This window comes from Saccharopolyspora sp. NPDC050389 (assembly GCF_040655595.1).
In the GTDB taxonomy this organism is placed as follows: Bacteria; Actinomycetota; Actinomycetes; order Mycobacteriales; family Pseudonocardiaceae; genus Saccharopolyspora.
On record NZ_JBFAKG010000067.1, the window covers coordinates 1 to 25,954 of the forward strand.

Below are 25,954 nucleotides of genomic sequence, written 5' to 3' on the forward strand. Positions count from 1 at the left end.
CCACCCACCGCTGATGATCACAGCAGCAGGCCAGCCAGCGTTCACGAGGTCCTGAGACACAAACTGTTCACGAGGTCCTGAGCGAGGACAGGTCGTCAGAGCGACCATCATCGCTCACGAGGCGAGGCGGTCGTGAGTGATCATGGTCGCTGGAGCGGCCATGATCACTCACGGCATTCGACGTGCGCGGGCCGGGCCGTGGTGTTGGGCTGGAACCGACACCGGAAGCTGAAAAGGGGTGGGTGCGGTGACCGAAGAGGTCGACGTCGTGGTCATCGGCATGGGCCCGGGCGGCGAGGACATGGCGGCCCGGCTGGCGAACGCGGGCCTGAGCGTGATCGCGGTCGAATCGCGGCTGGTCGGCGGCGAATGCCCGTACTTCGCCTGCATCCCGACCAAGATGATGGTGCGGGCCGCCGACGCCCTCAGCGAGGCGCGGCGGGTGCCCGCGCTCGCCGGGCAGGCCACCGTGCGGCCGGACTGGACGCCGGTGGCGGACCGCATCCGCGACGAGGCGACCACCGGCTGGAACGACGAGATCGCGGTGCGGCGCTTCGAGGACACCGGCGGCCGGCTGGTGCGCGGCGTCGGGCGGATCAGCGCGCCCGGCGAGGTCACCGTCGGCGACCAGGTGTTCCGGGCCCGCCGCGGCATCGTGCTCAACCCCGGCACCGACCCGTTCGTCCCGCCGATCGACGGGCTCGCCGAGAGCCCGTACTGGACCAACCGCGACGCGGTGCCCGCGCCCCGGGTGCCGGAATCGCTGCTGGTGCTCGGCGGCGGCCCGGTCGGCGTGGAGTTCGCGCAGGTCTTCGCCCGCTTCGGCGCCTCGGTGACGGTGTTGGAGTCGCGGCCGCGGCTGCTGGCGGTGACCGAACCGGAGGCCTCCGAGGTGCTCACCGCGGCGTTTCGCGCCGACGGCATCGAGGTCCGCACCGGCTGCGCCGTGGACCGCGTCAAGCACGACGACCTGTTCCAGGTGCACCTGGAGTCCGGCGAAGTGTTCACCGGCGAACGCCTGCTGGTCGCCACCGGGCGGCAAACCGACCTGCGCGCGCTGGGCGTCGCGGCCGTCGGGCTGGACGAGCGGGCCAGGAGCATCCCGGTCGACGGGCGGATGCGGGCCGCCGACGGCCTTTGGGCGATCGGCGACGTCACCGGCCACGGGGCCTTCACGCACACCTCGATGTACCAGGCGCGGATCGCGGCCGCCGACATCCTCGGCCAGGACTCCGAGGTCGCCGACTACCGCGCGATGCCTTCGGTCACCTTCACCGACCCCGAGGTCGCCACCGTCGGGCTGACCGAATCCCGGGCCCGGGAAGGCGGAATCCAGGTGCTCACCGCGGTCACCCAGATCCCCGCGTCGACGCGCGGCTGGATCCACAAGGTCGGCAACGAGGGCATCATCAAGCTCGTCGCCGACGCCGAACGGGGCGTCCTGGTCGGCGCCACCGTGGTCGCGCCGGCGGGCGGCGAGATCATCGGGGCGCTCGCGGTGGCGGTGCACGCCGAGGTGCCGGTGCGGCGGCTGCGGGAGATGATCTTCGCCTACCCGACGTTCCACCGGGCGATCGAAGCGGCCCTGGCCGAACTGGACGCCTGACGCGCCGGTCAGCGGCCCCCGCCATGCGACTCGCGGCGGCGCCGCTTGCTCGCGTACATGTCCCGGTCGGCGGCGTGCAGCAGCATGTCCGGCGCGATCGCGGGATCGGAGGTCGTGGTGTAGCCGACGCTGGCGCGCAGCCGGATCCGGGCACCGTGCACCGTCACGTCGGTGTTCAGGTGCCGCTCGACGCGATCCCGCAGGGCCCGCGCGGAGTCCTCGTCCGGCAGCAGGCTGACCACGACGAACTCGTCGCCGCCCAGGCGGGCGACGGTGTCGCCGGCCCGCACCGCCAGCTGCAGCTCCCGCGCGGCGGCGATCAGCAGCTGATCTCCCAGCGCGTGCCCGAAGCGGTCGTTGACCGGCTTGAGCTGGTCCAGATCCGCCAGCACCACCGCCAGCACGCCGTCGCCGCGCGCCAGCTGCTGCAGCCCGTGGTCGAGCCGGTCGGAGAGCAGCGCCCGGTTCGCCAGTCCGGTCAGCGGATCGTGCAGCGCCAGGTGCGCGAGGCGGGCGTCGACCAGGCGCTGCTCGCCGATGTCCTCGTACTGGCTGACCACGTACGCCGGGGCTCCGTCGGCGCCCGGCACGGTCGTCGCCCGGATCAGTATCCAGATCGGATGGCCCTGCTTGTGCCGGTAGCGCTTCTCCACGCTGGCGCTGTCCACGTGGCCCTCGACCAGTTCGGAAAGCGCGGCCATGCCCTGCTCTTCGTCTTCCTCGTAGGTGATGTCGGTGAACGACATCGAGAGCATCTCTTCGCGCGTGTAGCCGAGCATGGCGCAGAGCGTGTCGTTGACCGCGGTCCACGCGCCCTTGAGGTCCAGCAGCGCCATGCCGATCGGCGCGTTGGCGAAGCTGCGCTGCCACAGCAGCTCCGCCTCCCGGCGCCGGGTGATGTCCTGGATCTGGGACAGGAAGTGGATGGCCCGGCCGTGGCTGTCCCGGATGAACGACCGCGCCACCAGGGCCCAGATGACGCTGCCGTCGGAGCGGATGTAGCGCTTCTCCAGCAGGTCCGGGGACTCCATCGGCCCCTCCGGGTCGATGTCGTCCGGATGCGTCACGGCCCGGTAGTCAAGGCCCTCCAGCTCCTCCCGCCGGTAGCCGAGCATCCGGCACATAGCTTCGTTGACGTACAGGTAGTGGCCCTGCAAGTCGAGGATCGCCATCGCGGACGCCGCCTGGTCGAAGACGCGCTGCCAGGGCACGCCAGCGGCGAAATTCGGCTCCGAGGGGGACATGAGAACCGAACCATAGCGGGCGCGACCGCAGCACGCATCGGCGTGGTGGCCCACCGTGCACGTCAGGCGTCGCCGCGGTTCATAGCCAGCAGCCGATCCAACACGGCCGGTGACGACTTGACTCCGTCGTGCTCGTACTCGTTGGTTACCCACGCCCGCGCGTTTCGCACCTGCTGCGCCGACTCCAACGCCTGGTCGCGGTCGACGAACATGTCGTCGTGGTAGACCGCCGCGGCGACCGGCACGTCGTTTCGGGCCAGCCGGTCGAGGTCGTAGAGGTGCGGCCAGTCCTGCTTGGCGGCCAGCAGCTCGGCGGCCTCCCGCAGCGGCACTAGCGACGGGTCCTGCTCGAACATCCAGGGGTAGATCATCTCGCCGGTGAAGTTGACGCGGCCGGCCCGGGACCAGTCGAACTCGTCGAACTCCGCGCGCACCCGCTGCGCCGACCACTGCGACGCGGTGCCCTGGCAGTAGATGGCCTCGTGCAGCGCGGCGTACAGCGGGCGCTCGGCGAAGGAGAGCGCCGCGTCGACGCCGCGCAGGAAGGTGTCCGAGAGGACGCTGCCGGCGAACGCCTCCTCCAGGTGGTAGTGCAGCGCGTCGAACCGCGACGCCTGGCCGAACTGGATGCCCAGCGACTGGAAGCGCTCCGGTGTCAGCCGCTCCCCCGTCGGCATGATCACCTCGTGCTCCGCGAGGTGGTCGACGACGCGGCGCGCGATGGCGGCGTCCTCCGGATAGCGGGCGAAGTAGGCGTCGTTCTTGCGCAACGTGCGCGGATACGCGGCGCGGTAGACGTCGTCCGCGTGTCCGGTCAGCGTCGGGATGCCGCCGGTGATCATCACCTGGCGCAGCCCCTCCGGCGCCAGCGAGAGGTACGTCAGCGCGCAGAAACCGCCGAAGCTCTGCCCCAGCACCGACCACGGCTCATCGCCGATCAGCTGCTTGCGCAGCACCTCGGCGTCGCGGACGATCGAATCGGCGCGCAGCAGGCTCAGGTGCTCGGCCTGCTCCGCCGGCGACAGGCCCGCCAGCGTCTGGCGGTTGGCCGGCGTGCTGCGTCCGGTGCCGCGCTGGTCCAGCAGCAGCACGCGGTAGTCCTGGAGGGCGCGGCGCAGCCACGCGCTGGTGCTCAGCGGCCGTTCCGCCTTGCCGCCCGGCCCGCCCTGGAAGTAGATCAGCCACGGCAGTTCCTGGTCCTGCTTGCCGGGCGCCACCACCGCCCGGCCGAAGACCTCGATCTCCCCGGCACCCGGGTCGTCGTGGCGCAACGGAACCCGGAAGACGTGGTCCCGGGCCACCAGGCCCGGGCGGCGATACGTGACGGCGGACATCCGACCTACCTTCCAAAGTGGACCAAGAGCTTCGCGGTTGGCGGGGAGCACGGTGCCGTGAGTCTTTTGGGCTGCTATAGAGCCTGTTTCCGAACTCGTCCTGCGTGGCGGTGTGGGTGGCGGCCCCCCTGCGGGAGTCACCGCGGTCTTCCCGCTGTGGGATCCCCGACATCATGAATGCCAATTCACCACGTCGGGGCTGTCCTCGCTGGAAGAACCCCAGAGGGGTGGGCACCGTGAACCCGCGGCGGTGCCGGTTGCGAGGGTGGGCTAAGCGGCTGCGCCGCTTCAAAGACAAAACGCCCGCGTTACCACACCCGCACGTCACCACATCCAAAACAGCCTCTACAGCGACCCAAAAGACTCACGGCCCCGTGCCCTGCCGCAGATTCAATTAATACCCGGGCTCTCAGTACCCGGGCTCTCAGTACCCGGGGACGCCGATCTCGCGGCAGATCCGCACCAGCTCCGGGTGCACGTAACGGCCGTCGAGCTCGATCGCCGCGCCGTCGAGGTAGATCGACGGGCCGAGCACGCTGCCGTCGGTGTGCGCCGCCGCCACCCACGGCTCGCCGCCGATCCACGCGCCCTTGGTGCCGATGCCGATCTCCACGCAGCCGAACACCCGCTCGTCCTCCACGATGCGGCCGGTGGGCACCAGCACGCCCGGGTTGAAGCCCAGCGACCAGTGCGCCAGCCGGAACATGTTCGGGTCGTCGAAGGACTCCATCCAGTTCCGGAACACCTCGGCGTCGCGGTCGCCGGTGATCTCGGTGACCACGCCGTTCTCCACCTTGCAGCGCACCGGGGAGCGCAGCAGCCCGATCTCGGCCGGCGGCCACAGCGCGCCGTCGAACACCAGGGTGCCGTTCTGGGTCTCCTCGATCGGGTTCCAGGAGATCTGGCCGGAGAGCATCACGGTCTCGCCTGGCTTCTCGGCGGGCTTGCCACGCAGGTTGATCGGGCGGCCCTGGTTGCGGCCGACCAGGTCGGTGCCGTTGGCGGCGGTGATGCGCACCTCGTCGGCCTGCTCCAGCAGCGCGACCAGCGCGCGGCCCAGCCGCATCACGCCCTCGAAGTCGGGCTTGCCGACGGTGTCGACCAGCATCGGGATGTCCATGCCGGTCAGGTTGGTGTAGCGGGCGCCGTTCGCGATGGCGGCGCGGAAGGCGTCGCTGTGCATGATGTAGGCGACGCTAAACTCGATCCACACGTCGGCCTTGGCGATCGCGCCGGCCACCGGAGCCGGCGGTTCCATCGCCGAGCTCGGCCGCGTCTCGTACCAGATCACGGTCGGCGTGGCCCCGGCCGCGGCGACCGCCTGCGCGGTGAGCTCCACGACGCGCCGGTCGGTCGAGGTGTCACCGGTGAGCACCACCTCTTCGCCCGGCTTGACCAGCATGACCTGCTCAACGAGCTTGCGGGCGCCGATCGCGGCCTCCCACGACAGGTACTCCGGCCGGGATTCGACTCGGCTCACAACCTCCACGACAACTCCCCTTCTCTCATTACATTTCCGCGAAAAGACCGGGTCACTTGGATTCGAAGATCCGGCTGGTCGAATAGAGCGCGTCGCCTGCGATGAGGCCCGCGCCGACGAGGTTGAGGTCCTCGTCGGCCTTGTCGCCGCGCCGCCAGCGGTAGACGATCCGCACCACCAGGGCGCCGAAGACCAGCCAGCAGGCCTGCGGGGTGGCGATCAGCAGGCCGGTGGCCAGCAGCACGCCCATCTGCCGGCTCGCGCCGCCGAAGAACTGGATCAGCGCGCCGGGAATCGCCCACAGCAGCAACGTCATCAGCACGTTCGGATCGGACAGCCCGGCGTGGATGGTGGCGGCGTAGACCTTGGCGACCGGCGGCAGCAGCCCGTCGCCGAAGAAGGCCTGCCACGAGACGGCGACCGCGACGGTCGCCACGGCGAAGCCCACCAGCGAGGCGAGGTACTGCTGGAACCGGCCGGAGCGCTCGAAAGCGTCGTAGGGCCGGTGTTCCTTGCGCAGCAGCCAACCCGCCTTGAAGTCGTAGCCCATGTCGGCGAACGCGGGCCCGGTCGCGGAGGTGTAGCCGACGAACAGCGCCAGGGCCACCGGCGGCACCCCGAGGATCAGGCCGAGCACCAGGAAGATGAGCGTGACGGCGAAGGCCGGGAACCAGCCGGAGTGCATCGCGGCGAGCCCCACGATGATCTCGTGGATGATCGCGGCCAGCGCGGCCGCCAGGACCCAGAGGATCAGCGCCGGCACCGACAGCTCCGAGATCAGCCCGCCGGCCAGGGCGACGACGGCGGCACCGAGCACGAACAGCGCGTAGCCCTGCAGAACGCCCTTGCGCAGCGCCTTCTCGTCGACCTGCGGCACCTCGCTCGGATCGACCGAGGTGGTGCGCTCGGTGCTCCGCTCCTTCTTCCGGAACATCAGGTAGGCGGCCTGCCCGAGGGCGACCAGGCCGGCGCCGATCATCACGCCGTGCGGGATGTAGAGGCTGCCGATGTTGACGTTGAACCAGGTGGGGCTGTACTGGCTGAACAGCAGCCCGACGCCGAACATGCCGAGTGCCCAGATGTTGCCGATGAAGGCCACGCCGGCCGCCGAGACCGGCAGCTTGAAGAAGGCGCCGATGAACCCGACGATGGCGCCGCCGGCCAGCACGGCGGCCCGCCGGCCGCCCTTGTCCCCGGCGATGATGGTGTCGGCGGCGGCGATGCCGGGCGGCCAAGGGGCCTGCGCGGGCAGCAGCCGCGAGTTGAAAAGCCGGTACAGCACGAAGGAATCGGCGAACAGCCCGATCGCGACGCCGGCGAAGACCGGCCACACCAGGTCGGCGCGGCCGAACGCGAAGGGCACCGCGATGGGCGCCAGCAGCGAGTTCGCGGCGGCGAAGGTGGAACCGGAAACGGCGCTCTGCACCAGGTTCTGGCGGTGCACGGAGCGCATCTTGCGCAGCGCGGCGACGTTGATCCGGCCGATGATCATCGCGATCAGCGCGCCGATGACGGAGGTGTTGGCCGAGATCCCGAGCGTGGTGATCAGGTGCAGGCCGATTATCGCCCCGACCACGGAGAGCACGATGGTGATCACCAGCACGGTGGGCTCGAAGGCCCGCGGATGCGCGCGTTCGGCGCCGGCCACGGGGTCGCTGATGGTCATGAACAGCCTTTCCGGAAAACGGTCGGTCAGCTGGGCGACCCGGCGCTGCCGGGCGCGAGTCGGCTGGACAGGTCGGCGCCGGCGGCGCGCAGCGGGGCGATCAGGTCGCCGATCCGGCCGGTGACGCGTTCGGCCGGGCCGATCAACGTCAGGGAGGCGACCGTCGCGCCGGAGAGCAGCAACGGCACCGCGACGGCGCCGACGTTCGCGTCGAACTCGCCGTCCGACACCGAAACCCCGGTGTCCCGGACCTCCTGCCACCGCTGCGCCAGTTCGGCGTAGGTGGTGGGGGTGTTCGGGGTGAACCGGGTGAGCGGTTCGGGCCCGAAGAACTCGCGGACTTCGTCGAGCGGCTGCCCGGCGAACAACGCGTGCCCCGAACACCCAGCGTGACCGGGCATCACGTGCCCGACGATCGCCGAGTAGCTCAGCGGCCCGCGAGCGTCCACCGCGGCCACCGTGCGGTAGGAGCCGCCGTGCGCGACGTTGAGCACGGCGCTCTCCCCCGTCTCCCGGGCCAGCTTCGCGAGCACCGGCCTGGCGATCAGGCTCAGCGCACCGCTGCGCTCGGCGACCCGGGCGAGCTGCGAAATCGCCGGTCCGAGCCGGTATCGCCGGGTCTCGGGGTCGGCGATGACGAAGCCGCGGCTGGCGAGCGTGGCCAGCAGCCGCTGCGTGACGGACTTGTCGAGCCCGAGTTCACGGCCGAGCTCGCTGACGCCCCACTCCGGCCGCTGGTCGGAGAAGGAAAGCAGCACCTGCATGGCCCGATCCGCGGTCTGCAGGAGTCCCGAGCTCGCCAAACCGGCCTCCAACCTTTAATGTTGCGATATGCACAACGCTGTCGCTATTTACGCACCGCGTTGGGGGATACGGTGCGCTCGGCCAGCGGGTTTGTCAATACGTTGCGCCCGAAGTCGGATCACCACGGTGCGTTACTCTCGCGAGCACCGATCCAGCGGAGCGTGAGGTGAGGGCATGGCGGAGACTTCGGTGGGCCGCGCCGTCGAGTTGATCCGGCAGATGATGCGCAGCCAGGAGCTGCTGCCGGGCCAGCCGCTGCGCCAGGAGGCGCTCGCCGAACGCTTAGGCGTCAGCCGCGTGCCGGTCCGCGAAGCGCTGAAGTCGCTCGAAGCGGAGGGCGTGGTGCGCCACCAGCCGAACGTCGGCTACACGGTGGCCCGGCTGTCGTCGGAGGAACTGCGCCAGGCTTATCTGATGCGCGCAGCACTGGAGGCGATCGCGCTGCGGGAGCTGCCGCGGCTGAGCACCGCGCAGATCATCGAGCTGACCGAGATCAACGAGCGCATCGCGGACGCGGCCGAGGCGGTCGACGTCCTGCGGATCATCGAGCTCAACCACGACTTCCACTTCGTCATCTTCCGCAGTTCGGGCCTGAACCTGGTCGTCGACGAGATCGAACGCATCTGGAAGATGACGGAGGCGTACCGCGCGGTGTACCTGTACGACGAGTCGGCGCGCCGCCGGATCGTCCGCGAGCACCGGCAGCTGATCAACGCGCTGCGCCGCGGGCAGACCGAGCGAGCGATCGCGATCATGGACTCGCACCGCGACGCCACCCCGGCCCAGCTCGCCCCCACCCTCGGCGCCAGCCTGCCGCTGCCCGGCTGATCTCGTCCACAGTGGACGATGACGCGAATGCCAGATCTGATCCACTTTGGACAACTCGGCGCCCGCAACCGGGAGCCCGCCCGGCTGAGGCGGTCAGGGACGGCTCGGCGACCGCAGGCCCTCAGGGGCTTCCTGCGGCAGGCCGGTGCGCATCACCCGGATCACACCGTCGACGAGGCCGATGACGAGCCAGCGGCCATCCGGTGACCACGCCATGCCGACGAAGTGGTCGCCCGGCCGGTGGCTCATGACGATCTGGCCGTCGGCGATCCGGCGAACGCACAACTCGCCGCCTCGGTCGTCCCAGAGGTCCTCCTCAGTCTTGGAGGCGCGACCACAACTCCTCCGACTTCCCGGCGCGCGAGCACCTTTTCGGGTCCTTCGGTTCTGTGGACGGTGCCGGATCCGGGCGATCGTGGCGGTATGAGCGCTCTGGCGGGTGGCGCGGAATCCGGCGTGCGCGCGGGATGGGGTGTCCTGGGCACGGCGTGCTTGTCCACGTTCGTCGTCAACGCCAACACCTCCGCTGTGAGCATCCTGATCCCCTCGATCAGCGCGGACCTGGGAACCCCGATCAACGTGCTGCAGTGGGCGGTGACCGGCTACCTCCTGGTCGGGGCCGCCGTGATCGTCACGTCCGGCGCGCTGGGCGACGTCTTCGGCCGGCGGCGCTTGTTCCTGGCGGGCTTGGCCCTGTTCGTGGTGTCGTGCGTGCTCATCGGCATTGCCGGAACCGGGGTGCAGGTCATCTTGGGCCGCTTGATCCAGGGCGCGGCCGGCGCGACGATCCTGGCCAGCGGGCTGAGTTTGCTCGCGGTGAGCTCGTCCGGGGCCGCGCAGATGAAGGCGGTCGCCCTGTGGGGCGCTGCGGCCGCGGCCGGGGCCGCGGCCGGCCCGGTGGTCGGCGGCGTGCTCAACGAGGTCACCGGCTGGCAGGGATTGTTCTGGATCGACGCGGCGATCGCACTGGTGTGCATCCCGTTCACGCTGGGCACGGTGCCGGAATCCCGCGACCCGAACCGCGCCCGCACGATCGATCTGGCGGGCACCGGCCTGGTCGCCGCCACGCTCGTGCCGTTCGTGTTCGCCATGACCGAGGGCTCGTCCTGGGGTTGGTTGTCGCCGCCCACGGTGCTGTGCCTGGTCCTGTCCGCGCTGGCCGCGGTCGGATTCGTGGTGGTCGAACGCCGGGTGACCGCCCCGCTGGTCGACCTGAACCTGCTGCGCAACGCCCTTCTGGTGGGTTCGACCGGCGCGATTCTGATCGGGGCCGGGGCGATCGCCGCGCTCAGCTTCCTGGTGAGCCTGTACTTCCAGGCCCCGCAAACCCTCGGCATGACGAGCCTGCAAGCGGGGCTGGCGACGTTGCCGGTGGCCGCGGTCGTGGTCCTCGTGGCGCCGTTGGTCGCGCCGTTGGCGTACTACTTCGGCGCGCGCCCGGTCATCGTGGCCGGATTCGCGATCCTCACCGCGGCGTTCGTGGCGCTCGCCGCGGTTCGGCCATCGTGGGGTTACGGCGCGTTCGTCCTCCCGCTGCTCGGTGTCGCCGTGGGGCTGGCCCTTTCCAACAGCCCGGCATCGTCGGTCGCCACCGCGGCCGTGTCACGCGAGCAGGTGGGCGCGGCTTCCGGGATCTCGAACATGGCGCGGTACGTGGGCGGCGCGGTCATGACGGCCGTCGTCGCCGGGATCTACGCGCAGGTCGCCACCAGAAGCGCAACCGGAGGCGAACCGCCCGCGGACGCCCTCTCGACCGGCCTGTCGCGAGCGTCGATCGCGCTCGCCGCCTTCTCCGCAGCGGGCGTCGTACTCGCGTTGCTGGTCGCCCGCCGCCCGGCCAAGCCACGGCTCGGCGACTACGCCGCCGCCACGGCCGCAACGACGCACACGCTGCCCATCACCTGACCACGACCGCGGCCCATCATGAAAACTGCGGCGCTCCAGCCGAGGGAGCGCCGCAGCACGGGGCGAACTAGGCGGTAGGCGCGGCAGGAAGCAGCTCTGCGGGCGATTCCGCTGGCAGTCCCATGCGCAGGACCCGGGTTTCTCCTGAACCGTCGGAGTCCTCGAACGAGACCGCGAGCCAGCGGCCGTCCGGAGACCACGCCAGGTCCACGATGTCGGCGCCCGGCGAGTGGCGCACGACCACCTCGCGGTCGCTGAGCCTGCGGACGCACAGCTGGTGCCCGCAGTCCTCCCAGGGGTTCTGCGCGGGCTTCTCCGCGGTGGCCAGGTATCGGCCGTCCGCGCTCAGCGCCAGCCCGACCACGTCCGCCGCGACGTCCGGGATCTTGTCGACCACTCTCCTGGACGAGGTGTCGATCACGTGCACATCGGGCCCGCTCCCGGCCGCGAACAGCCGGGACTCATCCTCGGCGAAGGCCACGAACTCGATCCGCAGTCCTTCGGCCGGGCTCACGCGCACCGATTCGCCGCCCTCGACGTGGAATTCCACGCCGTCCTCGTAGCCGAAGTCGATGCGGTGGGCATCGTTGCGCGAGCGCGCGGTGCCCAGTTCCAGAGAGATCTCAACCTTCGCGCGGGCGTCCACGTCGTACGCCAGCTGCCTGGTTTCCAGCGATTCCAGGTCCGTCTGCACGATCACGTGCCGACCGGGAGCCCAAATCAACCGCCAGTTGAACATCCTGTACCCCAAGGTGAAGCGGTCGTGCTCCGACCAGTCGGCGCAGTCGTACACCACCAGTTCCTCGTCGTAGCCCGAGACGACGAGGAAGCGGCTGTCGTCGGAGAAGGCCACCTTGTGGATCCCGTCCTCATCGGAGGGCACCGCCAGGACCGGGTCGTGCACGTTCGGCAAATGCGGCAGGTCTTCGGGAGATGGGCAGTCCGCGTGCACCGGATACGCGGCGGCGCCCCACGCCTGACCCGGCTTCAGGTGCTCGATCCAGGCCGGGTCGGTGACCCGGACGGTGTAGTCGGCCTGCACGAGCAGGTCCTCGTCTTCCCAGGAGCCGAAGCGCTCGTAGTAGAAGTCCTGGAGCTGCTCCCAGTTCTCTTCCGAAGGCGGGTCGTTCTCCACGGCCGTCCGCTCGACGTGCTCGACGAACCAGCGGGCGTTCTCGACCATCCAGTCCCGGTCGCCGATCTGCTCGACCGACACGGCTTCGCCGATCCGGTGTTCGAAGCGACCGGCCTGCCACAACAACGCCAGGAAGAATCCCGGATCCCGTTCGGGCGGCGACAGGTAGGTCCGAGAACCCGAGTCGTAGTAGACGACGTACACGCACAGCTGCGCTTCGCGGCGGTCGAGATCGACGTCGAGGACGCGAATCCCGAAGAGGTCAGTGGCCATGGGCGCTCAACTCCGGGGAAACGACAGGCCGGGGGCCCGACGAGGGAAGCCAGTTGATCACGGCTCAGGACCGTATCGCCGCGGTCCGGCCCCCCACCCGCGGTTCGGCCGCATCCGCGAGCTCCCGAAAATTGAATACAATTTTGTATGGACTCCGCTGGTGTCGAGTGCTTAACTCGGGCCCGGACCAACGACGGGGAAGGGACGGACATGGCGGATCTCGAGTACCAGGTCAAGGACGGGATCGGGACGATCCTGCTCAACCGCCCGAAGCGCAAGAACGCCTTCACCATGGAGATGATCGACGAGTGGGCCGCGGCCATCCGCTCCGCTCGCTTCGACCCCGAGGTGCGGGTCCTGGTGCTCACCGGCGCCGGCGACGCGTTCTGCTCGGGCGTCGACCTGGACGCCTTCACCTCGGGCGAGAAGTCGGTGCTGGACCACAAGACCGTCCTCACCGACCGGATCCACCAGGTCGCCCTCGCCCTGGAAGACCTGGACAAGCCGGTCATCGCGGCGGTCAACGGCGTCGCGGTCGGCGCGGGCATGGACATGGCCCTGATGTGCGACATCCGGTTCGTCGGCGAGTCGGCCAGGCTCTCCGAGGGCTACGTCCGCGTCGGCCTGGTCCCCGGCGACGGCGGCTGCTACTACCTGCCGCGCCTGGTCGGCACCGCGAAGGCGCTGGAGCTGTTGTGGACCGGCGACTTCGTGGACGCCAAGACCGCGGTGGACGTCGGCATCGCCAGCAGGTGCGTCCCCGACGCCGAACTGATGGACGAGACCTACGCGTTCGCCCGGCGCCTGGCCGACGGCCCGCCGGTGGCGATCCGGGCCATCAAGCGGACCGTGTACCAGTCGGCTCGCACCGACCTGCGCACCTCCCTCGACCTGATCTCCTCGCACATGGCCGTCGTGCAGTCCACTGAGGACTCCGCCGAGGCGATGCAGGCCTTCCGCGAGAAGCGCAAGCCCGAGTTCCGGGGACGGTGACCACTGTGGACGGACTGCTGCGCCCGCGGGCGGTGGCCATCGTCGGGGCCTCGGAGCGCTCCGCGATGGCCGGGCGGCTCACCCGCTACCTGCGGGACTTCGACGGCGCTGTCTACCCGATCAACCCGAACCACCGGGAGATCCACGGGCTGCCCTGCTACCCGTCGCTGCTGGAACTGCCGGGCCCGGTGGACCTCGTGCTGGTGCTGGTTCCGGCGTCGCGGGTGCTGCCGGTGGTGGACGAGGCGGGCCGCGCGGGTGCGTCCTGCGTGGTGGTGCTGTCGTCGGGGTTCGCCGAGATCGGCGCGGACGGCCGGGAGCTGCAGGATCAGCTGGTGGCGGCGGCGAAGCGGCACGGGCTGCGGCTGATCGGCCCGAACTGCCAGGGCCTGATCTACCGGCCCACCGGGCTGACCGCCACGTTCACCGCCGCCGCGGACGGTGCGCAGCCGGGCGATACCGGCATCGCCTACGTGGGCCAGAGCGGCGCGCTCGGCGGCAGCTTCCTCGGGCTGGCGCGGGATCGCGGGATCGGGCTCACCGCCTGGATCAGCGTCGGCAACCAGGCCGACCTGACCGCGACCGACGCCGCCGAGCTGCTGGTGGCCGACCCGAACGTCCGGGTGCTCGCCTGCTACCTGGAGGAACTGCCCGACGGGGCGCGGTGGGCACAGCTCACGGCGCGCGCCGCCGAACTCGGCAAGCACATCGTCGTGCTGCGCTCCGGCCGCTCCTCGGCGGGCGAACGCGCCATCGCCTCGCACACCGGCGCGCTGGTGCGCTCCGGCGCCGCTTTCGACCTGCTCACCCGCGAATCCGGCGCGATCCAGGTCGACGACCTCGACGAACTGCTGGACACCTCGGTCGCGTTGACCGGCGCCCCGAGCCTGCTGGCGGGCCGCATCGGCGTCATCACCAGTTCCGGCGGGGCGGGCGGGCTGGCCGCCGACCAGGCCGAGGAAAACGGCCTGGAGCTGCCCGAGCTCGACGCCGCGACGCAGGCGGTCCTGGAGCCGCTCATCCCGTCGTTCGGCAGCGTCGTCAACCCGGTGGACGTCACCGCGCAGGTCATCAACGACCACGCGCAGCTCGGCGCGGTGTGCGAAACCGTCGCGGAATCGGCCGAGGTGGACGCCGTGCTGGTGGTGCTGACGACCATCGGCGGCGAGCCCGCAGTGGCGGTGGCGGAGTCGATCCTTCGAGCCGCTAAACGCACCGCCAAACCCTTCGTCGTCGCCTGGATCTACTCCCACGACCAGATCGCCGCGGCGGCCTCGTTGCTGCGCCGCAACGGCGTTTCCGTGCTGGGCACGACGACCGCCGCGCTGCGCCTCATCGCGCACCTGGTTCCCCACGACGAGCGCCGCGCCGCCGTCGCCGCGCCGCGCGGCCTGGCCGGTTTCCTGGACCGGCCGGCGCTCACCGAGGCCGATGGCGCGGAACTGCTCGATGCGATGCGGATCGCCCGGCCGCGGGGACGGCTGGCGGCCGATCCGGCCGAGGCCGGATCGGCCGCCGAGGAGATCGGCGATCGGGTCGTGCTGAAGGTCCAATCTCCTGATCTGGCGCACAAGAGCGATGTCGGCGGCGTCGTGGTCGGCGTTCCGGCCGAGCAGGTTGTCGACGCCGCCAAGGACATGCTCGAAACCGTCGCGGTGAACGCACCGCAGGCCCGCATCAACGGCGTGCTGGTGCAGGAACTCCTGCCCGGCGGCGTCGAGCTGCTGGTCGGCGTGCAGGGCGGTGAGCACGGCTTTCCGCCCGTGCTGACCGTCGGCATGGGCGGCACCACGACCGAGCTGTACCGCGACGTCGTCTCCGCCCTCGGGCCGGTGGACGCCGAGCAGGCAACCGCGTTGTTGCGGCGGTTGCGCGGCTGGCCGCTGCTGGACGGCTTCCGCGGTCGCCCGCGCTGCGACGTGGCGGCGGCCGCCGCCGCGATCGCGTCGATTTCCCAGGCCGCCGTGGAACTCGGCGACCGGCTGGGCGAACTGGAGATCAACCCTCTCGTGGTCCACGGGTCCGGCGCGGTCGCCGCCGACCTCGTCGTGACCGGAAGAACCCGGAGGTAGCACATGAGCGGGTCGACGAAGCCCCGCCGATTCACCCACGCCCGCGCGGTGCTCAGCGGGTCGATCGGCAACACCGTCGAATGGTACGACTGGTTCGTCTACGCGAACTTCGCGCTGTACTTCGCCGGGCAGTTCTTCCCGAAGGGCAATCCGACCGCGCAGCTGATGAACACCGCCGCGGTGTTCGCGGTGGGTTTCCTGGCCCGCCCGCTGGGCGGCTGGGTGCTGGGCCGGATCGCCGACCGGCGAGGCCGCAAGTTCGGCCTGACCCTGTCGGTGACGATGATGTCGTTCAGCGCGCTGCTGATCGCGATCGCCCCGACCCACCAGCAGGCCGGCTACCTCGGCGCGGTGCTGCTGCTGGTCGCGCGGATCATGCAGGGCATCAGCCTCGGCGGCGAGTACGCGGCCAGCGCTGCCTATCTCACCGAGGTGTCGCAGCGGGGCCGGCGCGGCCTCGGTTCGAGCTTCCAGTACGTGTCGGTGACGATCGGGCAACTGCTCGGGCTCGTCGTGCTGATGGTGCTGCAGGCCGTCATGACCGAGGAGCAGCTCACCGCGTGGGGCTGGCGCATCCCGTTCGTCATCGGGGCGATCGCCGCGCTCGTGGTGTTCTACCTGCGGCGCCGGATGCACGAGACTTCGGCTTACGTCGAAGAGGAATCGCACGACGCGCAGATGCGCCGGGGCACGTTGCGCGAGGTGTGGAAGCACCGCCGGGCCGCGGTGCTGGTGTTCGCGCTGACCCTCGGCGGCAGCGTGGCCTTCTACACCTACACCACGTACCTGACGAAGTACCTGGCCAACTCCGTGGGCTTGAGCAAACCCGACGCCGCTCGGGTCATGTTCATCGCGTTGTGCCTGTTCACCGTCCTGCTGCCGCTGGGCGGGGCTCTCTCGGACAAGATCGGCCGCCGACCGGTGCTGATCTTCTTCGGCGTCGGCACCACGCTGGGCACCTATCCGATCATGACGTCGATGCAGCGCTGGACGAGCTTCGGCGTCGCGCTGGCGCTGACCATGCTGGCGTTGACGATCGTGGCCGGGTACTCGTCGGTGAACGCCTGCGTGAAGGCCGAGCTGTTCCCGACCGGCATCCGCACGGTCGGCGTCGCGATCCCCTACGCGCTGGCGCAGGCGATCTTCGGCGGCACCGCGGAATACGTGGCGCTGGCGTTCCGCGACGCGGGCGTCGAGAACTACTTCTTCTTCTACGTCTCGGCCTGCGGTCTGGTGTCGCTGCTGACCTACCTGCTGATGCCGGAGACCAAGACCGCGGCGCTGAGCCGTGCCGAGCAGGAGCTGCAGAGCACCGGAAAGGAGACCGTCGCATGAGTCCGTTGTCCGACCTGCGCCGGGAAGTGCGCGATCTGTGCCGGAGCTGGCGGGCCGACGGCCGGTACCGGCCGCGGCCGGACGCCTGGCTGCGGTCCTTCGACCTCGCCTTCAGCAAGGAACTCGCCGAGCGTGGCTGGCTGGGCATGACCTGGCCGCGTTCGGTGGGCGGCGCCGAGCAGTCCAACCTGGCACGGCTGGTCGTCACCGAGGAACTGCTGCGGGCCGGCGCGCCGGTGGCCGCGCACTGGATCGCCGACCGGCAGATCGGCCCGTCGATCCTGCGGCACGGCACGCCGCGGCTGCAGCAGGAGATCCTGCCCGGCATCGCCGCGGGCGAATTCGTCTTCTGCCTGGGCATGAGCGAACCTGACGCCGGATCGGACCTCGCCGCGGTGCGCACCACCGGCACCCGCGTCGCGGGCGGCTGGCGCATCGACGGCCGCAAGATCTGGACCAGCCACGCGCACCACGCCACGCACGCCTACCTGCTGGCGCGCACCGAGAAGTCCGAGGTGAAGCACGCCGGGCTGACCGAGTTCGTGCTGGACATGAGCGATCCCGGCGTGTCGGTGTCGCCGATCATCGACATGGCCGGTTCGCACCACTTCAACGAGGTGGTGTTCGAGAACGTCTTCGTGCCCGAGGAGCGGGTGATCGGCGTCGAGGGCAACGCCTGGCGGCAGGTCACCGAGCAGCTCGCCTACGAGCGCGGCGGGCCCGAGCGGGTGCTGTCCACCTATCCGGTGCTGGAGGAGCTGCTGGGCAGTGGTGACGAAGGCCTGGCGGCCGAAGTCGGCGAGCTGGTGGCGCGGTTGGCGACGCTGCGGGCGTTGTGCGTGCAGGTCGCCGAGGCGGTCGACGCGGGCGAGGCTCCCGTGCAGGCCGCCGCGACGTTGAAATACCTCGGCACCGCCTTCGAGCGCGACGTGCTCGAATGTGCCCGCCGGGCAATGGATTCCGGGATCGTCTCGCCCGAGAGCACGCTCGGCGAGGCCATCCTCGCCTCGCCCGGTTTCAGCATCCGCGGTGGCTCCTCGGAGGTGCTGCTGTCCATCCTCGCCAAGCAGGAGGCCCGACGTTGAGCAACTCGCTGATCACCGATGTCGCCGCGGACGTGCTGTCCGGGGCTTCGCCGGAGGCGCCGGACGGTGCGCTGCACCCGTTGTGGCCGACGCTGGTCGAACTGGGCTGGCCGCAGGTCGGCACCGCCGAGGAGCGCGGCGGGGCCGGCGGGACGCTGGGCGACCTGGCGGAGCTGATCGCCGCGACGGCGGCGAGCGGCGTGAGCGTGCCGCTGCTGGAAACGTCGTTGGCGCAGTGGATTCTCGGCGAGCAGCTCCCGGCGGGGCTCGTCGTCGCGGCCACCGGCCTCGAGAACGTCCCGTGGGCCAGGCACGCCGACCACGTCGTGGTGCGTCCGGAGCGGGAATCCGCCTATCTGGTCGAGCTGAACGGCGACGTCGAGCACGGCCAGAACCTCGCCGGTGAACCGCGCGACACGATCCGGGTTTCGGGTGCCACGACTCCCCTGCCCGACGCTCCTTCGCACGACGCCGTCCTCGCCCGCGCCGCTGTGCTCAACGCGGCCGCGCTGCTCGGCGCCGCGCGTGGCGCATACGCGCGCACCCGCGAGCACGTCACGCAGCGGGAGCAGTTCGGTCGTCCGCTCATCGCGCTCAAGGCGGTGGCCAACGGGCTGGCCGAGATGAGCACCCACCTGGTCGCCACCGAAGCCGCGGTGGCGCGGGCGGTGCGGATCCACGAGGAGGACTCCGCAGAACGCGCCTTCACCGCCTCGGCGACCGCGAAGATCACCGCAGCCCGGACGGCCACCAGCATCGCCCGTGCCGCGCACCAGCTGCACGGGGCGATGGGCGTCACCCGCGAGCACTCGCTGCACCACGTCACACGGAAGTTGTGGGCGTGGCGCGACGAATACGGCAGCGAGCGCCGCTGGTCGGCCGAGCTGGGGCGGGCGGCGCTCGCCGCGGGCGAAACCGGCCTCTGGGAGCACCTCACCGCCTGAACGGCCGTCACCCGCTCTTCGCGCTCATCGGCACTGTCGAATCGAGCGCCACGCTGGTGTCGCGCAGTTCCTCGGGAACGGACGCCACCGCTCCGATGCCGCGGCCTTGATCCAAGCGCTGGCGCATGGTCAACCGGTTCCCCAGCTCCAGGTCGGCGGCTTGGGCGAGGCCGCACAGCAACAGCATGTGCTCGTCGTACCGATCCTGGCCGATGGCGGACTGGATCGCCGCGAGAAGCATGCCGCGCGCCGCGTAGTCCGGGTAATGGCGTTCGCCGCGGAAGATTCCGGCGAGGTCCTTACCCGGCTCGTGGCGCAGCAGGTCGCGCTCGACCAGCGCGGCCCGGTGCAAGGCCAAAGCGACGCGGCGCTGCCGGACCCAGCGGCGCAGGCGGACGTTCCCACCGACTTCGGCGGCGCCGCGTTGCGCCAGCTCGGCCAGCAGCTCGTCCACCCAGCCCAGTCCGGTGGGCGAGGCGTCGAGCAACTGGATCCTGGCATCCGACGGGAAGTAGACGTCGAAGCCGAACTTCTTGCCCTTCCGGATCCGGACCAGCAGCTTGCGGCGCAATGCGAGCTCGCCGAGCTCCGCTGCCGCGCAACCGGCCGCGACCTGGGAGGAGTCGTGCACCGTGCCGCCGTCGCGGTAGGAGAGCAAGACGAATTCCTCGGGCAGCGACAGACGCGATGGCAGGACCACAGGCACCTACCGTGCCAGGCCCGGAACCGCCATCGATCGGACCGGCTGCAAGATGCGCCGAAGGGGCAACTCGACTGCCCGAGCACCCCGAGCCCCGCACCATGTTCGATGCCGGGCCGCAGCCCGTATTCTGATGGCGTGACGGCGGCATCCGAATCCTCTGCCCACAATGGCTCCGCCATCCCGCGTGGCCAGGGCGGCGACGCGCTTTCCGTCGCGGCGCGCGAGATCTTCGCCGAACGCGGATACCACGGCGCGTCCATCCGGGACATCGCCAAGCGGGCCGGGTTGAGCCTGTCCGCGTTGTACTACTGGCATTCCAGCAAGCAGGAGCTGTTCGCCGGGCTGCTGGAGGACAGCGTCAACGACTACGTGCAGGCCTGCGACGCGGCACTGCGCGACTGCGGCGAGGATCCGGCCGAGCGCCTGAGCGCGATCGTGCGCGCAACCGTGGACTACCGGGTGCGGCGGCGGGTGGAAAGCACCATCGCGGTGCGGGAGATCCGCAACCTGGAGGACGAGCACGCGCGGCGGCTCGGCGCGCTGCGTGAGTCGGCGACCCGGCTGTTCCAGGACATCATCGACGACGGCGTGCGATGCGGGAGCTTCCGCTGCGAGCATCCCGCCGAGGCCCGCCGCGCGATCCAGGCCGCCTGCAACGCGATCCCGCAGTGGTACGACCCGGAAAGCGACGTGGGAGCGGCCGAACTCGCCGACCGCTACGTGACGATCGCGCTGCGCGTCGTCGGCGCCTGACCGGGCGTTCGCCGGGCGGCTCAGAGCTCGCGGACGAAAGCCGCGCATTCCGGGCATTCGTCCAGATACCGATGCCGGCAGTCGACGGTGTGCTGGAGGTACGTGATGGCCTGCTGCGCGCGGCCGACCTCGCTTTCCAGCGCGGCGATCTTCGCCCGCACGACCGCCTGCGCCGCCGACTTCTTCGGCGCCATGGCGGCGGTCACCTCCGGCAACGAGAGACCCACGCGCCGTAGTTTCAGCACGGTGCGCGCCTGCTCCAGAGCGTCGTCGTCGTAGCTGCGGTAGCCGTTGCCATCGCGGCGCACGGTGAGTGCACCGACCTGCTCCCAGTGCCGCAGCACGTGAGCCTCGATTCCGAGTTCTGCGGCCACTTCCCCGATCGTCCTCATCACGCGCATCTTGCCTTCATGTCGACCTGAACCCCTAGCGTCCGCGGCATGCCTGGAACCATTCTCCCCGCGGTCGACGGCCGGACTCCATCAGTCCTGGTCACCGGCGCAACCGGCAACCTCGGCCGGGAAGTCGTCGACCGCCTGCGAACCCGCGATGTGCGGGTGCGATGCCTTTCGCGCGACCAGATCGATCCGCGCCCCGGAGTCGAGTCGGTGCGCGGCGACCTCACCGATCCCGCGGTCGTCCGCTCCGCGCTTGCGGGCGTCGATGCCGTCCTCCTCATGTGGCCGCTGCTCGATTCGGCCCCGGCCCGTGATCTGGTCGCCGAACTCGCGGCAGCGGCACCTCGCGTCGTCTACGTGTCCTCGACGGCCATCGACGACGAAGTCGCCCGCCAGAGCGATCCCATCGTCCAGGTGCACGCGGACATGGAAGCCCTGCTCAACGACGCCGGTCTGCGGCCGGTGGTACTGCGCAGCGACACGTTGGCGTCCAACGCCCGCGGCTGGGCAGCGCAGGTGAAGGCTGGCGACGTGGTGGCCGGCCCGGACATCGCGCGGACGGCCGTCGTGGACGAGCGTGACGTGGCTGATGCGGCTGTTGCCGCACTGCTCTGGGACGACGACCAACGAGAGCACGGCCCGCACGTGTTGACCGGCCCTGAGATCCTCAGTCGTGCCGACCAGGTCGCCTCCCTCGGTGCCGCACTGGGACGCAGCCTGCTCTTCGACGTGGTTCCCGCGGACCTCGCGCGATCCCGAATGCTCGCGGATGGTCGTCCCGAGCACCTGGTGGAGGCGCTGATCGCCGCTCCGGTGCGCCGCCCGGAGTCGAACCGCATCACCGACCACGTCGAACGCCTGACCGGCCGACCGCCCGGCACTTTCCGGCAATGGGCCGTCGATCACGCGGCCGAGTTCAGCTGACCGGGGCGTCGTGCAGGGTTCCTTCCTGAAGTTGGGACGCTCTGGGATCGGGCGAACGTGGCGTCCGATCCCGGAATCGGAAGTTGACCTCTAGTATTGTCGAAGTTCTAGCGTCGACCGCGTGATCGAAAACGAACCCGCCGCTGCGGCCCCCTGGAGTCGTGAGCGGCCATGACGAAGAACGACACCGCGGTCGACCCGCCGGTACCGCCACCATCCGCCCCGCCGGGATTTCCCCGCGTGCTGCTGCCTTTCCGCCGTTCCTCCTACCGCCGGCTCGCCGCCGCCCTCTTCTTCGCGCTGTGCACGAGCGGGCTGTGGGTTGTCGCGCAGGTCTGGGAAGTGGTGCGGATCGGTGGCGGTGCCAGCGAACTGTCATTCGTCGCGGCAGCGGCTTCGCTCGGCGCGCTGCTACCCGTCCTGCTCGGCGGCGCGATCGCCGACCGGGTGGCGCAGAAGACGATCCTGATCGTCGTCCAAGGCGCCCACACCCTCGTCCTGACCACCGCGGCCGTGCTGTCACTGACCGATCAGCTGCGGCTGTCCTCGTCGTGGTCGCGTTCCTGGGCGGCACCGCGACGGCGTTCTACTTCCCCGCGTATTCCGCGTGGCTGCCCGCCTTGCTGGCCGAGGACGAGCTCATGGCGGTCAACGGCTTCGAGGGAATGTTGCGGCCGACCATCCAGCAGGCCGCCGGGCCCGCGATCGGCAGTCTCATCATCGCCGCCGTCTCCCCCGGCGCGGCGATGGCCGTGGCCGCGGCGACGGCCTTCGCCGCCTGCTGCGCGTTCCTGACGGTTCCGCGCACGCCGGTGCGCAGGAGGGACGATGCGCGCAGCGTCATCGCCGACATCGCCGAGGGATTCCGGTACATGGTGGCGACGCGGTGGCTGCTCGCCTCGCTGCTGTTCGCGTCGCTCATGGTGATGGTGGTGCTGGGTCCTCTGCAGGTGGTGCTGCCGTTCCTCATCAAGGACCGGCTCGGCGGCGGTGCCGAGCAGCACGCGATGGTGCTGGCCGCGTGGGGAATCGGCGGCGCCGTCGGCTCGCTGATCATGGGCTCCCTGCGGATGCCTCGCCGCTACCTGACCGTGCTGATCGGGTTGTGGGGAGTGGGTTGCCTGCCGCTGGTCGTCATCGCGTTCGCGGGCGAGCTCTGGATCGTCGTCGCGGCCGCGTTCGCCGTCGGGGCGATGTTCGCCAGCCCGATGGTCCTGTGGGGAACGCTGCTCCAGCGCCGGGTTCCGCCGCATCTGCTGGGCCGGATCACCAGTCTCGACTTCTTCGTGTCGATCGCGTTCCTCCCCGTCTCGATGGCGGCCGCTGGCCCGGTCGCGGAGCTGATCGGCGCACCTGCGACGTTCGTGGTCGCCGGGACGGTGCCAGCGGTCGCGGCCGCGGCGGCGATCGTCCTCGGCAGCCTTCCCGCCGACGAACTCGCGCATCCGCTCGACCCGGAGCGCACCGCCTAGCAGTGCGCGCCAACGTCGGGTGGAGCGAAACAGCCTCTGCAGCTAGGCAGGTGGCGCGAGCGGATGTGTCGCTCGCGCCACCTTTGTCATGCCTGGTCCAGCAGATCCACCGGCACTTCTACGTGGCGGGCGCGGAGGAACTCTCCGACCGCCTTGCCGATCGGGTCGACCCGCAGGTTGCTGGAACCACCGGTGCCCAGCAGTCCACGCAGGACGAAATGCACCGCGCGGAGGTTGGGGAACTCGTGCCGGACGATCTCCAGATCCTTCGCCTCCGGCATCAGCCGCCGCAGCTCCTCGGTGCTGAGCAGGCCGCGCAGCCACGGCCACGCCTTCGGATCGTCGACCCACAGGCCCACATTGCTGTTGCCGCCCTTGTCGCCGCTGCGCGCGTGCGCGATCCGGCCGAGCGGGACGCGGCGCGTTTCGCCCGCCGGGTTCGGCTCGGGCTCGGGATGCGTGGGCTGGGTCGGTTGTTCGGTGGCGGGCGGGGCGATCGGGATTCGGGTGCCGTCGTCGAGCACCGCTTCGTGCGGCACGGCGTCCATCGCCAGCAGCGACGGCCAGTAGTCGATGCGCGGCTTGGGCGTTCCGGACTGCCGGGCGGCGCTGTCGGTGTAGAAGCCGGGGATGCTCGACAGGAACAGGCCGCCGAGCCCTTCGGCCAGCTTTTCCAGCGGTGCCCGCTCGGCAGCGGTGGCCATGATGCGCACCTGGACCGTGGCGTCCCACTGCCGTTCCGGGTCCTCGGCCGCGGCGCCGAGGGCGCTCACGTCGAGCTCCGCTTCCGCGTCGTCGAGCAGCGCCTCGGCCTGGGCGCGGACCAGCGCGACCTTCTCGTCGATGTCCAGCCCGGTGGCGTAGAGCGTCGAGACGAGCTGGTGGCCGATCGGGGCGAACACCGCGACCTTGGTCGTGGGCGGCGGCGGCGAGCCGGTGGTGCCGGAGAGCTCCACCCGGTCCGGGCCGAGCTGCCGCAGCCGCACGGTGTCCAGGTGCGCGGTGACGTCCGGGTTCAGGTAGCGCGGACCCTGGATCTCGTACACCAGCTGCGCGGTCACGGTGTCCACTGTGACCATTCCGCCGTCGCGGGCGTGCTTGGTGATGACCGCGGTTCCGTCGGCGGCGATCTCGGCGACCGGGAATCCCGGCGCCACCATGCCGGGCACCTCGGTGAACCCGGAGAAGTTGCCGCCGACCGCCTGCGGGCCGCACTCGATGATGTGCCCGGCCACCACCGCGGCGGCGAGTTCGTTCCAGTCGGTGTTGCGCCAGCCGTGCCACCAGGCGGCCGGGCCGACGGTCAGCGAGGCGTCGGTGACGCGCCCGCAGACCACGATGTCGGCGCCTTCGCGCAGCGCGGCGGCGATGCCCCAGCCGCCCAGGTAGGCGTTCGCCGCGATCGGCCGGACTCCCCAGTCCGACAACGGCGCGCCGCTGTCGAGGCTCTGCAGCGGGTGCCCGGCAGCCTGCAGATCATCCAATGTGGACAGCACGTTGTCGCCTTCGACGTGCGCGACGCGCAGACGCACGCCCGCCTCGGCGATCAGCGCCCGCACGGCGTCGGCCAGGCCCGCCGGGTTGAAGCCGCCGGCGTTGACCACGACCCGGGTGCCGCGCTCGGCCAGCGTCGCCAGGTGCGGGCGCAGCTGGTCGAGGAAGTACTCGACGAAGCCCTTCGACGGGTCGCTGCGGTGCCTGGCCGCCAGCATGGCCAGCGTGAACTCGGCGAGGTAGTCGCCGATCAGCACGTCGCACGGATCGCCGGCCACCGCCTCAGCCAAGGCGCTGCGCCGGTCGCCCAGGTAGCCGGAGAAGCCGGCGATGCGGATCGCCCTGGTCATGAGTTCCTCCTGTTCCGCGGTCGTGAGCGTTCATTCCGGTAAGAACCGGAGTGAGCGCTCACGAGAGCTCTTGCACCGCTTGCCAGGCGGCTTCGGCTTGGCGTAGTTCGTTCTTCGCGCGGGATTCGGCGACGTAGCCGTCGTCGCCCATCACGCCCGCCAGGTAGCGGGCCCGCACACCGGCGCTGATGCAGCACGACCGCCACCGCTGGAACGCCACGTAGTACGGCAACTCCGAGGCGTCGCGGCCGGAGAGGGCGACGTAGCGGTCGATCAGCTCCGCGCGGGTGGGGAAACCCGGCTCTGCGGTCGGGCCGAGAGCGGTGGCGGGAGGCAGTTCGTCGCCCGGCTCCACCCACGTCGCCAGCAGCCAGCCCAGGTCGGCGAGCGGTTCGCCGAGGGTGGCGAGCTCCCAGTCGAAGACGGCCAGCACGTCGCCGTCCGGCGAGAACGACAGGTTGCCCGGCCGGAAGTCGCCGTGCACGATGCCGGTCTCCTGCCTCGGCACCTTCGCCAGCAACGCGTCGTGCACCGCGTCCAGCAGCGGCAGATCCGGTGCGCCGGACTGGTGCACCTGGCGCTGCCAGCGCCGGAGCTGCCGCTCCAGGTAGCCGTCGCGACGGGCGGCATCGCCCAGCCCGACCTCGTCCGGGTCGACGCCGTGCAAGGCCGCCATGCACTCGACCGTCGCCAGGCCCGCGCGCCGCCTTGCCGCCGGCGAGAACGATTCCGCCGAATCCGGACCGGCGAGCACATGGCCGTCCACGAAGCCCATCACGTAGAACTCGGCGCCGGTCACCGACTCGTCGTCGCAGAACGCGAGCGGCTCGGGAACCGGCACGTCGGTGCCGTGCAAGGCGGAGATGAACCGCCACTCGCGGCTCATGTCGTGCGCCGTCGTCAGCACGCCGCCGGTGGGTGGGCGGCGCAGGGCCCGCACCACGCCGTCGGCGTCGATGACCTGGTAGGTCAGGTTCGACCGGCCGCCGGAGACCAGCGAGAACGTCACCGGCGTGCGGAGCCCCGGCACGTTCTCGGCCAGCCAGCGTTCGGTCGTCTCCGGCTCGATGCCACGCAGTTCCACGTCAACCTCGCACTACCTTGGCGTTCGTCTTGTCAGCGGCGACAGCCGTTTGCGGTGTGGGACTCGGCTCGC

22 protein-coding genes are annotated in these 25,954 nt (G+C 70.6%); 11 read left to right on the forward strand and 11 right to left on the reverse strand.

All coding sequences use genetic code 11. The features are described 5' to 3' along the window. The first annotated feature begins 247 nt into the window (after positions 1–247). Positions 248–1,606 (forward strand): NAD(P)/FAD-dependent oxidoreductase, encoded by a 1,359-nt coding sequence (locus AB0I53_RS33885; protein ID WP_358612342.1) that lies wholly within the window; start codon positions 248–250, stop codon positions 1,604–1,606. An 8-nt stretch (positions 1,607–1,614) separates the two neighbouring features. Here the strand turns inward: AB0I53_RS33885 and AB0I53_RS33890 are convergent, their stop codons facing one another. The 5 genes from AB0I53_RS33890 to AB0I53_RS33910 form a co-directional block, all read right to left on the reverse strand. After that, positions 1,615–2,850 carry a PAS domain S-box protein gene (locus tag AB0I53_RS33890; protein ID WP_358612344.1) on the reverse strand — a complete coding sequence of 412 codons (1,236 nt, stop codon included), beginning with the start codon at positions 2,848–2,850 and terminating at the stop codon, positions 1,615–1,617. 62 nt (positions 2,851–2,912) lie between these two features. Continuing rightward, complete coding sequence (locus tag AB0I53_RS33895) at positions 2,913–4,184, reverse strand: alpha/beta fold hydrolase (protein WP_358612347.1); 1,272 nt, start codon at positions 4,182–4,184, stop codon at positions 2,913–2,915. Between the two features lie 424 nt (positions 4,185–4,608). Next, complete coding sequence (locus AB0I53_RS33900) at positions 4,609–5,673, reverse strand: hypothetical protein (RefSeq protein WP_358612350.1); 1,065 nt, start codon at positions 5,671–5,673, stop codon at positions 4,609–4,611. Between the two features lie 43 nt (positions 5,674–5,716). Then, positions 5,717–7,330 (reverse strand): OPT/YSL family transporter, encoded by a 1,614-nt coding sequence (locus tag AB0I53_RS33905; protein ID WP_358612353.1) that lies wholly within the window; start codon positions 7,328–7,330, stop codon positions 5,717–5,719. 26 nt (positions 7,331–7,356) lie between these two features. After that, positions 7,357–8,145, reverse strand: coding sequence for an IclR family transcriptional regulator (locus AB0I53_RS33910; RefSeq protein WP_358612356.1), 789 nt, complete (start codon positions 8,143–8,145; stop codon positions 7,357–7,359). Positions 8,146–8,308: 163 nt separating this feature from the next. Here AB0I53_RS33910 and AB0I53_RS33915 point away from each other — a divergent pair, with 163 nt between their 5' ends. Next, positions 8,309–8,962 (forward strand): GntR family transcriptional regulator, encoded by a 654-nt coding sequence (locus tag AB0I53_RS33915; protein WP_358612359.1) that lies wholly within the window; start codon positions 8,309–8,311, stop codon positions 8,960–8,962. A gap of 93 nt (positions 8,963–9,055) precedes the next feature. Here the strand turns inward: AB0I53_RS33915 and AB0I53_RS33920 are convergent, their stop codons facing one another. Further along, positions 9,056–9,247 carry a WD40 repeat domain-containing protein gene (locus AB0I53_RS33920; RefSeq protein WP_358612362.1) on the reverse strand — a complete coding sequence of 64 codons (192 nt, stop codon included), beginning with the start codon at positions 9,245–9,247 and terminating at the stop codon, positions 9,056–9,058. Between the two features lie 138 nt (positions 9,248–9,385). Here AB0I53_RS33920 and AB0I53_RS33925 point away from each other — a divergent pair, with 138 nt between their 5' ends. After that, on the forward strand, positions 9,386–10,867 hold the full coding sequence (locus AB0I53_RS33925) for an MFS transporter (RefSeq protein WP_358612365.1): 1,482 nt from the start codon (positions 9,386–9,388) through the stop codon (positions 10,865–10,867). A 67-nt stretch (positions 10,868–10,934) separates the two neighbouring features. Here the strand turns inward: AB0I53_RS33925 and AB0I53_RS33930 are convergent, their stop codons facing one another. Beyond that, on the reverse strand, positions 10,935–12,275 hold the full coding sequence (locus AB0I53_RS33930; RefSeq protein WP_358612368.1) for a WD40 repeat domain-containing protein: 1,341 nt from the start codon (positions 12,273–12,275) through the stop codon (positions 10,935–10,937). Between the two features lie 210 nt (positions 12,276–12,485). Between AB0I53_RS33930 and AB0I53_RS33935 the strand changes: the two genes are divergently transcribed. The 5 genes from AB0I53_RS33935 to AB0I53_RS33955 are packed head-to-tail and all read left to right on the forward strand — an operon-like array spanning position 12,486 to position 18,704. Beyond that, entirely contained in the window at positions 12,486–13,268 is a 783-nt protein-coding gene (locus AB0I53_RS33935) for an enoyl-CoA hydratase-related protein (RefSeq protein ID WP_358612371.1), read from the forward strand. Beyond that, positions 13,265–15,340, forward strand: a complete 2,076-nt coding sequence (locus tag AB0I53_RS33940; RefSeq protein ID WP_358612374.1) for an acetate--CoA ligase family protein — start codon at positions 13,265–13,267, stop codon at positions 15,338–15,340. Before AB0I53_RS33935 ends, AB0I53_RS33940 begins: the two co-directional genes overlap by 4 nt. Before the next feature lie 3 nt (positions 15,341–15,343). Then, positions 15,344–16,675 (forward strand): MFS transporter, encoded by a 1,332-nt coding sequence (locus AB0I53_RS33945; protein WP_358612377.1) that lies wholly within the window; start codon positions 15,344–15,346, stop codon positions 16,673–16,675. Next, positions 16,672–17,760: an acyl-CoA dehydrogenase family protein gene (locus AB0I53_RS33950; protein ID WP_358612380.1), complete on the forward strand. Its 1,089-nt coding sequence runs from the start codon at positions 16,672–16,674 to the stop codon at positions 17,758–17,760. Before AB0I53_RS33945 ends, AB0I53_RS33950 begins: the two co-directional genes overlap by 4 nt. Further along, the gene (locus tag AB0I53_RS33955; RefSeq protein WP_358612383.1) at positions 17,757–18,704 is read left to right on the forward strand and encodes an acyl-CoA dehydrogenase family protein; all 948 of its coding nucleotides are present in this window, start codon (positions 17,757–17,759) and stop codon (positions 18,702–18,704) included. The genes AB0I53_RS33950 and AB0I53_RS33955 overlap by 4 nt, the downstream gene beginning before the upstream one ends. Before the next feature lie 7 nt (positions 18,705–18,711). On the opposite strand, the gene AB0I53_RS33960 is transcribed toward AB0I53_RS33955, so the two are convergent. Continuing rightward, on the reverse strand, positions 18,712–19,404 hold the full coding sequence (locus AB0I53_RS33960) for a GPP34 family phosphoprotein (protein ID WP_358612386.1): 693 nt from the start codon (positions 19,402–19,404) through the stop codon (positions 18,712–18,714). A 138-nt stretch (positions 19,405–19,542) separates the two neighbouring features. On the opposite strand from AB0I53_RS33960, the gene AB0I53_RS33965 reads away from it, so the two are divergent. Then, entirely contained in the window at positions 19,543–20,160 is a 618-nt protein-coding gene (locus tag AB0I53_RS33965; RefSeq protein WP_358612388.1) for a TetR/AcrR family transcriptional regulator, read from the forward strand. A gap of 20 nt (positions 20,161–20,180) precedes the next feature. Here AB0I53_RS33965 and AB0I53_RS33970 read toward each other — a convergent pair whose 3' ends face one another. Then, a complete protein-coding gene (locus AB0I53_RS33970) occupies positions 20,181–20,552 on the reverse strand; it encodes a MerR family transcriptional regulator (RefSeq protein ID WP_358612390.1) in 372 nt (123 codons plus the stop codon). A 48-nt stretch (positions 20,553–20,600) separates the two neighbouring features. Between AB0I53_RS33970 and AB0I53_RS33975 the strand changes: the two genes are divergently transcribed. Together AB0I53_RS33975 and AB0I53_RS33980 are read left to right on the forward strand one after the other, a co-directional pair. Beyond that, complete coding sequence (locus AB0I53_RS33975; RefSeq protein ID WP_358612393.1) at positions 20,601–21,482, forward strand: NAD(P)H-binding protein; 882 nt, start codon at positions 20,601–20,603, stop codon at positions 21,480–21,482. A 551-nt stretch (positions 21,483–22,033) separates the two neighbouring features. Continuing rightward, positions 22,034–22,954 (forward strand): MFS transporter, encoded by a 921-nt coding sequence (locus AB0I53_RS33980; protein ID WP_358612396.1) that lies wholly within the window; start codon positions 22,034–22,036, stop codon positions 22,952–22,954. Positions 22,955–23,040: 86 nt separating this feature from the next. Here AB0I53_RS33980 and AB0I53_RS33985 read toward each other — a convergent pair whose 3' ends face one another. After that, entirely contained in the window at positions 23,041–24,798 is a 1,758-nt protein-coding gene (locus AB0I53_RS33985; protein ID WP_358612399.1) for an acyclic terpene utilization AtuA family protein, read from the reverse strand. Between the two features lie 58 nt (positions 24,799–24,856). Beyond that, positions 24,857–25,882 carry a phosphotransferase family protein gene (locus tag AB0I53_RS33990; protein WP_358612402.1) on the reverse strand — a complete coding sequence of 342 codons (1,026 nt, stop codon included), beginning with the start codon at positions 25,880–25,882 and terminating at the stop codon, positions 24,857–24,859. Positions 25,883–25,954: the final 72 nt, after the last annotated feature.

Coding starts and splice junctions, on each gene's coding strand:
- AB0I53_RS33890 (WP_358612344.1), bottom strand. CDS start 2,850: ATGTCCCCCTCGGAGCCGAATTTCGCCGCTGGCGTGCCCTGGCAGCGC.
- AB0I53_RS33895 (WP_358612347.1), bottom strand. CDS start 4,184: ATGTCCGCCGTCACGTATCGCCGCCCGGGCCTGGTGGCCCGGGACCAC.
- AB0I53_RS33905 (WP_358612353.1), bottom strand. CDS start 7,330: ATGACCATCAGCGACCCCGTGGCCGGCGCCGAACGCGCGCATCCGCGG.
- AB0I53_RS33915 (WP_358612359.1), top strand. CDS start 8,309: ATGGCGGAGACTTCGGTGGGCCGCGCCGTCGAGTTGATCCGGCAGATG.
- AB0I53_RS33925 (WP_358612365.1), top strand. CDS start 9,386: ATGAGCGCTCTGGCGGGTGGCGCGGAATCCGGCGTGCGCGCGGGATGG.
- AB0I53_RS33930 (WP_358612368.1), bottom strand. CDS start 12,275: ATGGCCACTGACCTCTTCGGGATTCGCGTCCTCGACGTCGATCTCGAC.
- AB0I53_RS33935 (WP_358612371.1), top strand. CDS start 12,486: ATGGCGGATCTCGAGTACCAGGTCAAGGACGGGATCGGGACGATCCTG.
- AB0I53_RS33945 (WP_358612377.1), top strand. CDS start 15,344: ATGAGCGGGTCGACGAAGCCCCGCCGATTCACCCACGCCCGCGCGGTG.
- AB0I53_RS33950 (WP_358612380.1), top strand. CDS start 16,672: ATGAGTCCGTTGTCCGACCTGCGCCGGGAAGTGCGCGATCTGTGCCGG.
- AB0I53_RS33970 (WP_358612390.1), bottom strand. CDS start 20,552: ATGAGGACGATCGGGGAAGTGGCCGCAGAACTCGGAATCGAGGCTCAC.
- AB0I53_RS33975 (WP_358612393.1), top strand. CDS start 20,601: ATGCCTGGAACCATTCTCCCCGCGGTCGACGGCCGGACTCCATCAGTC.
- AB0I53_RS33985 (WP_358612399.1), bottom strand. CDS start 24,798: ATGACCAGGGCGATCCGCATCGCCGGCTTCTCCGGCTACCTGGGCGAC.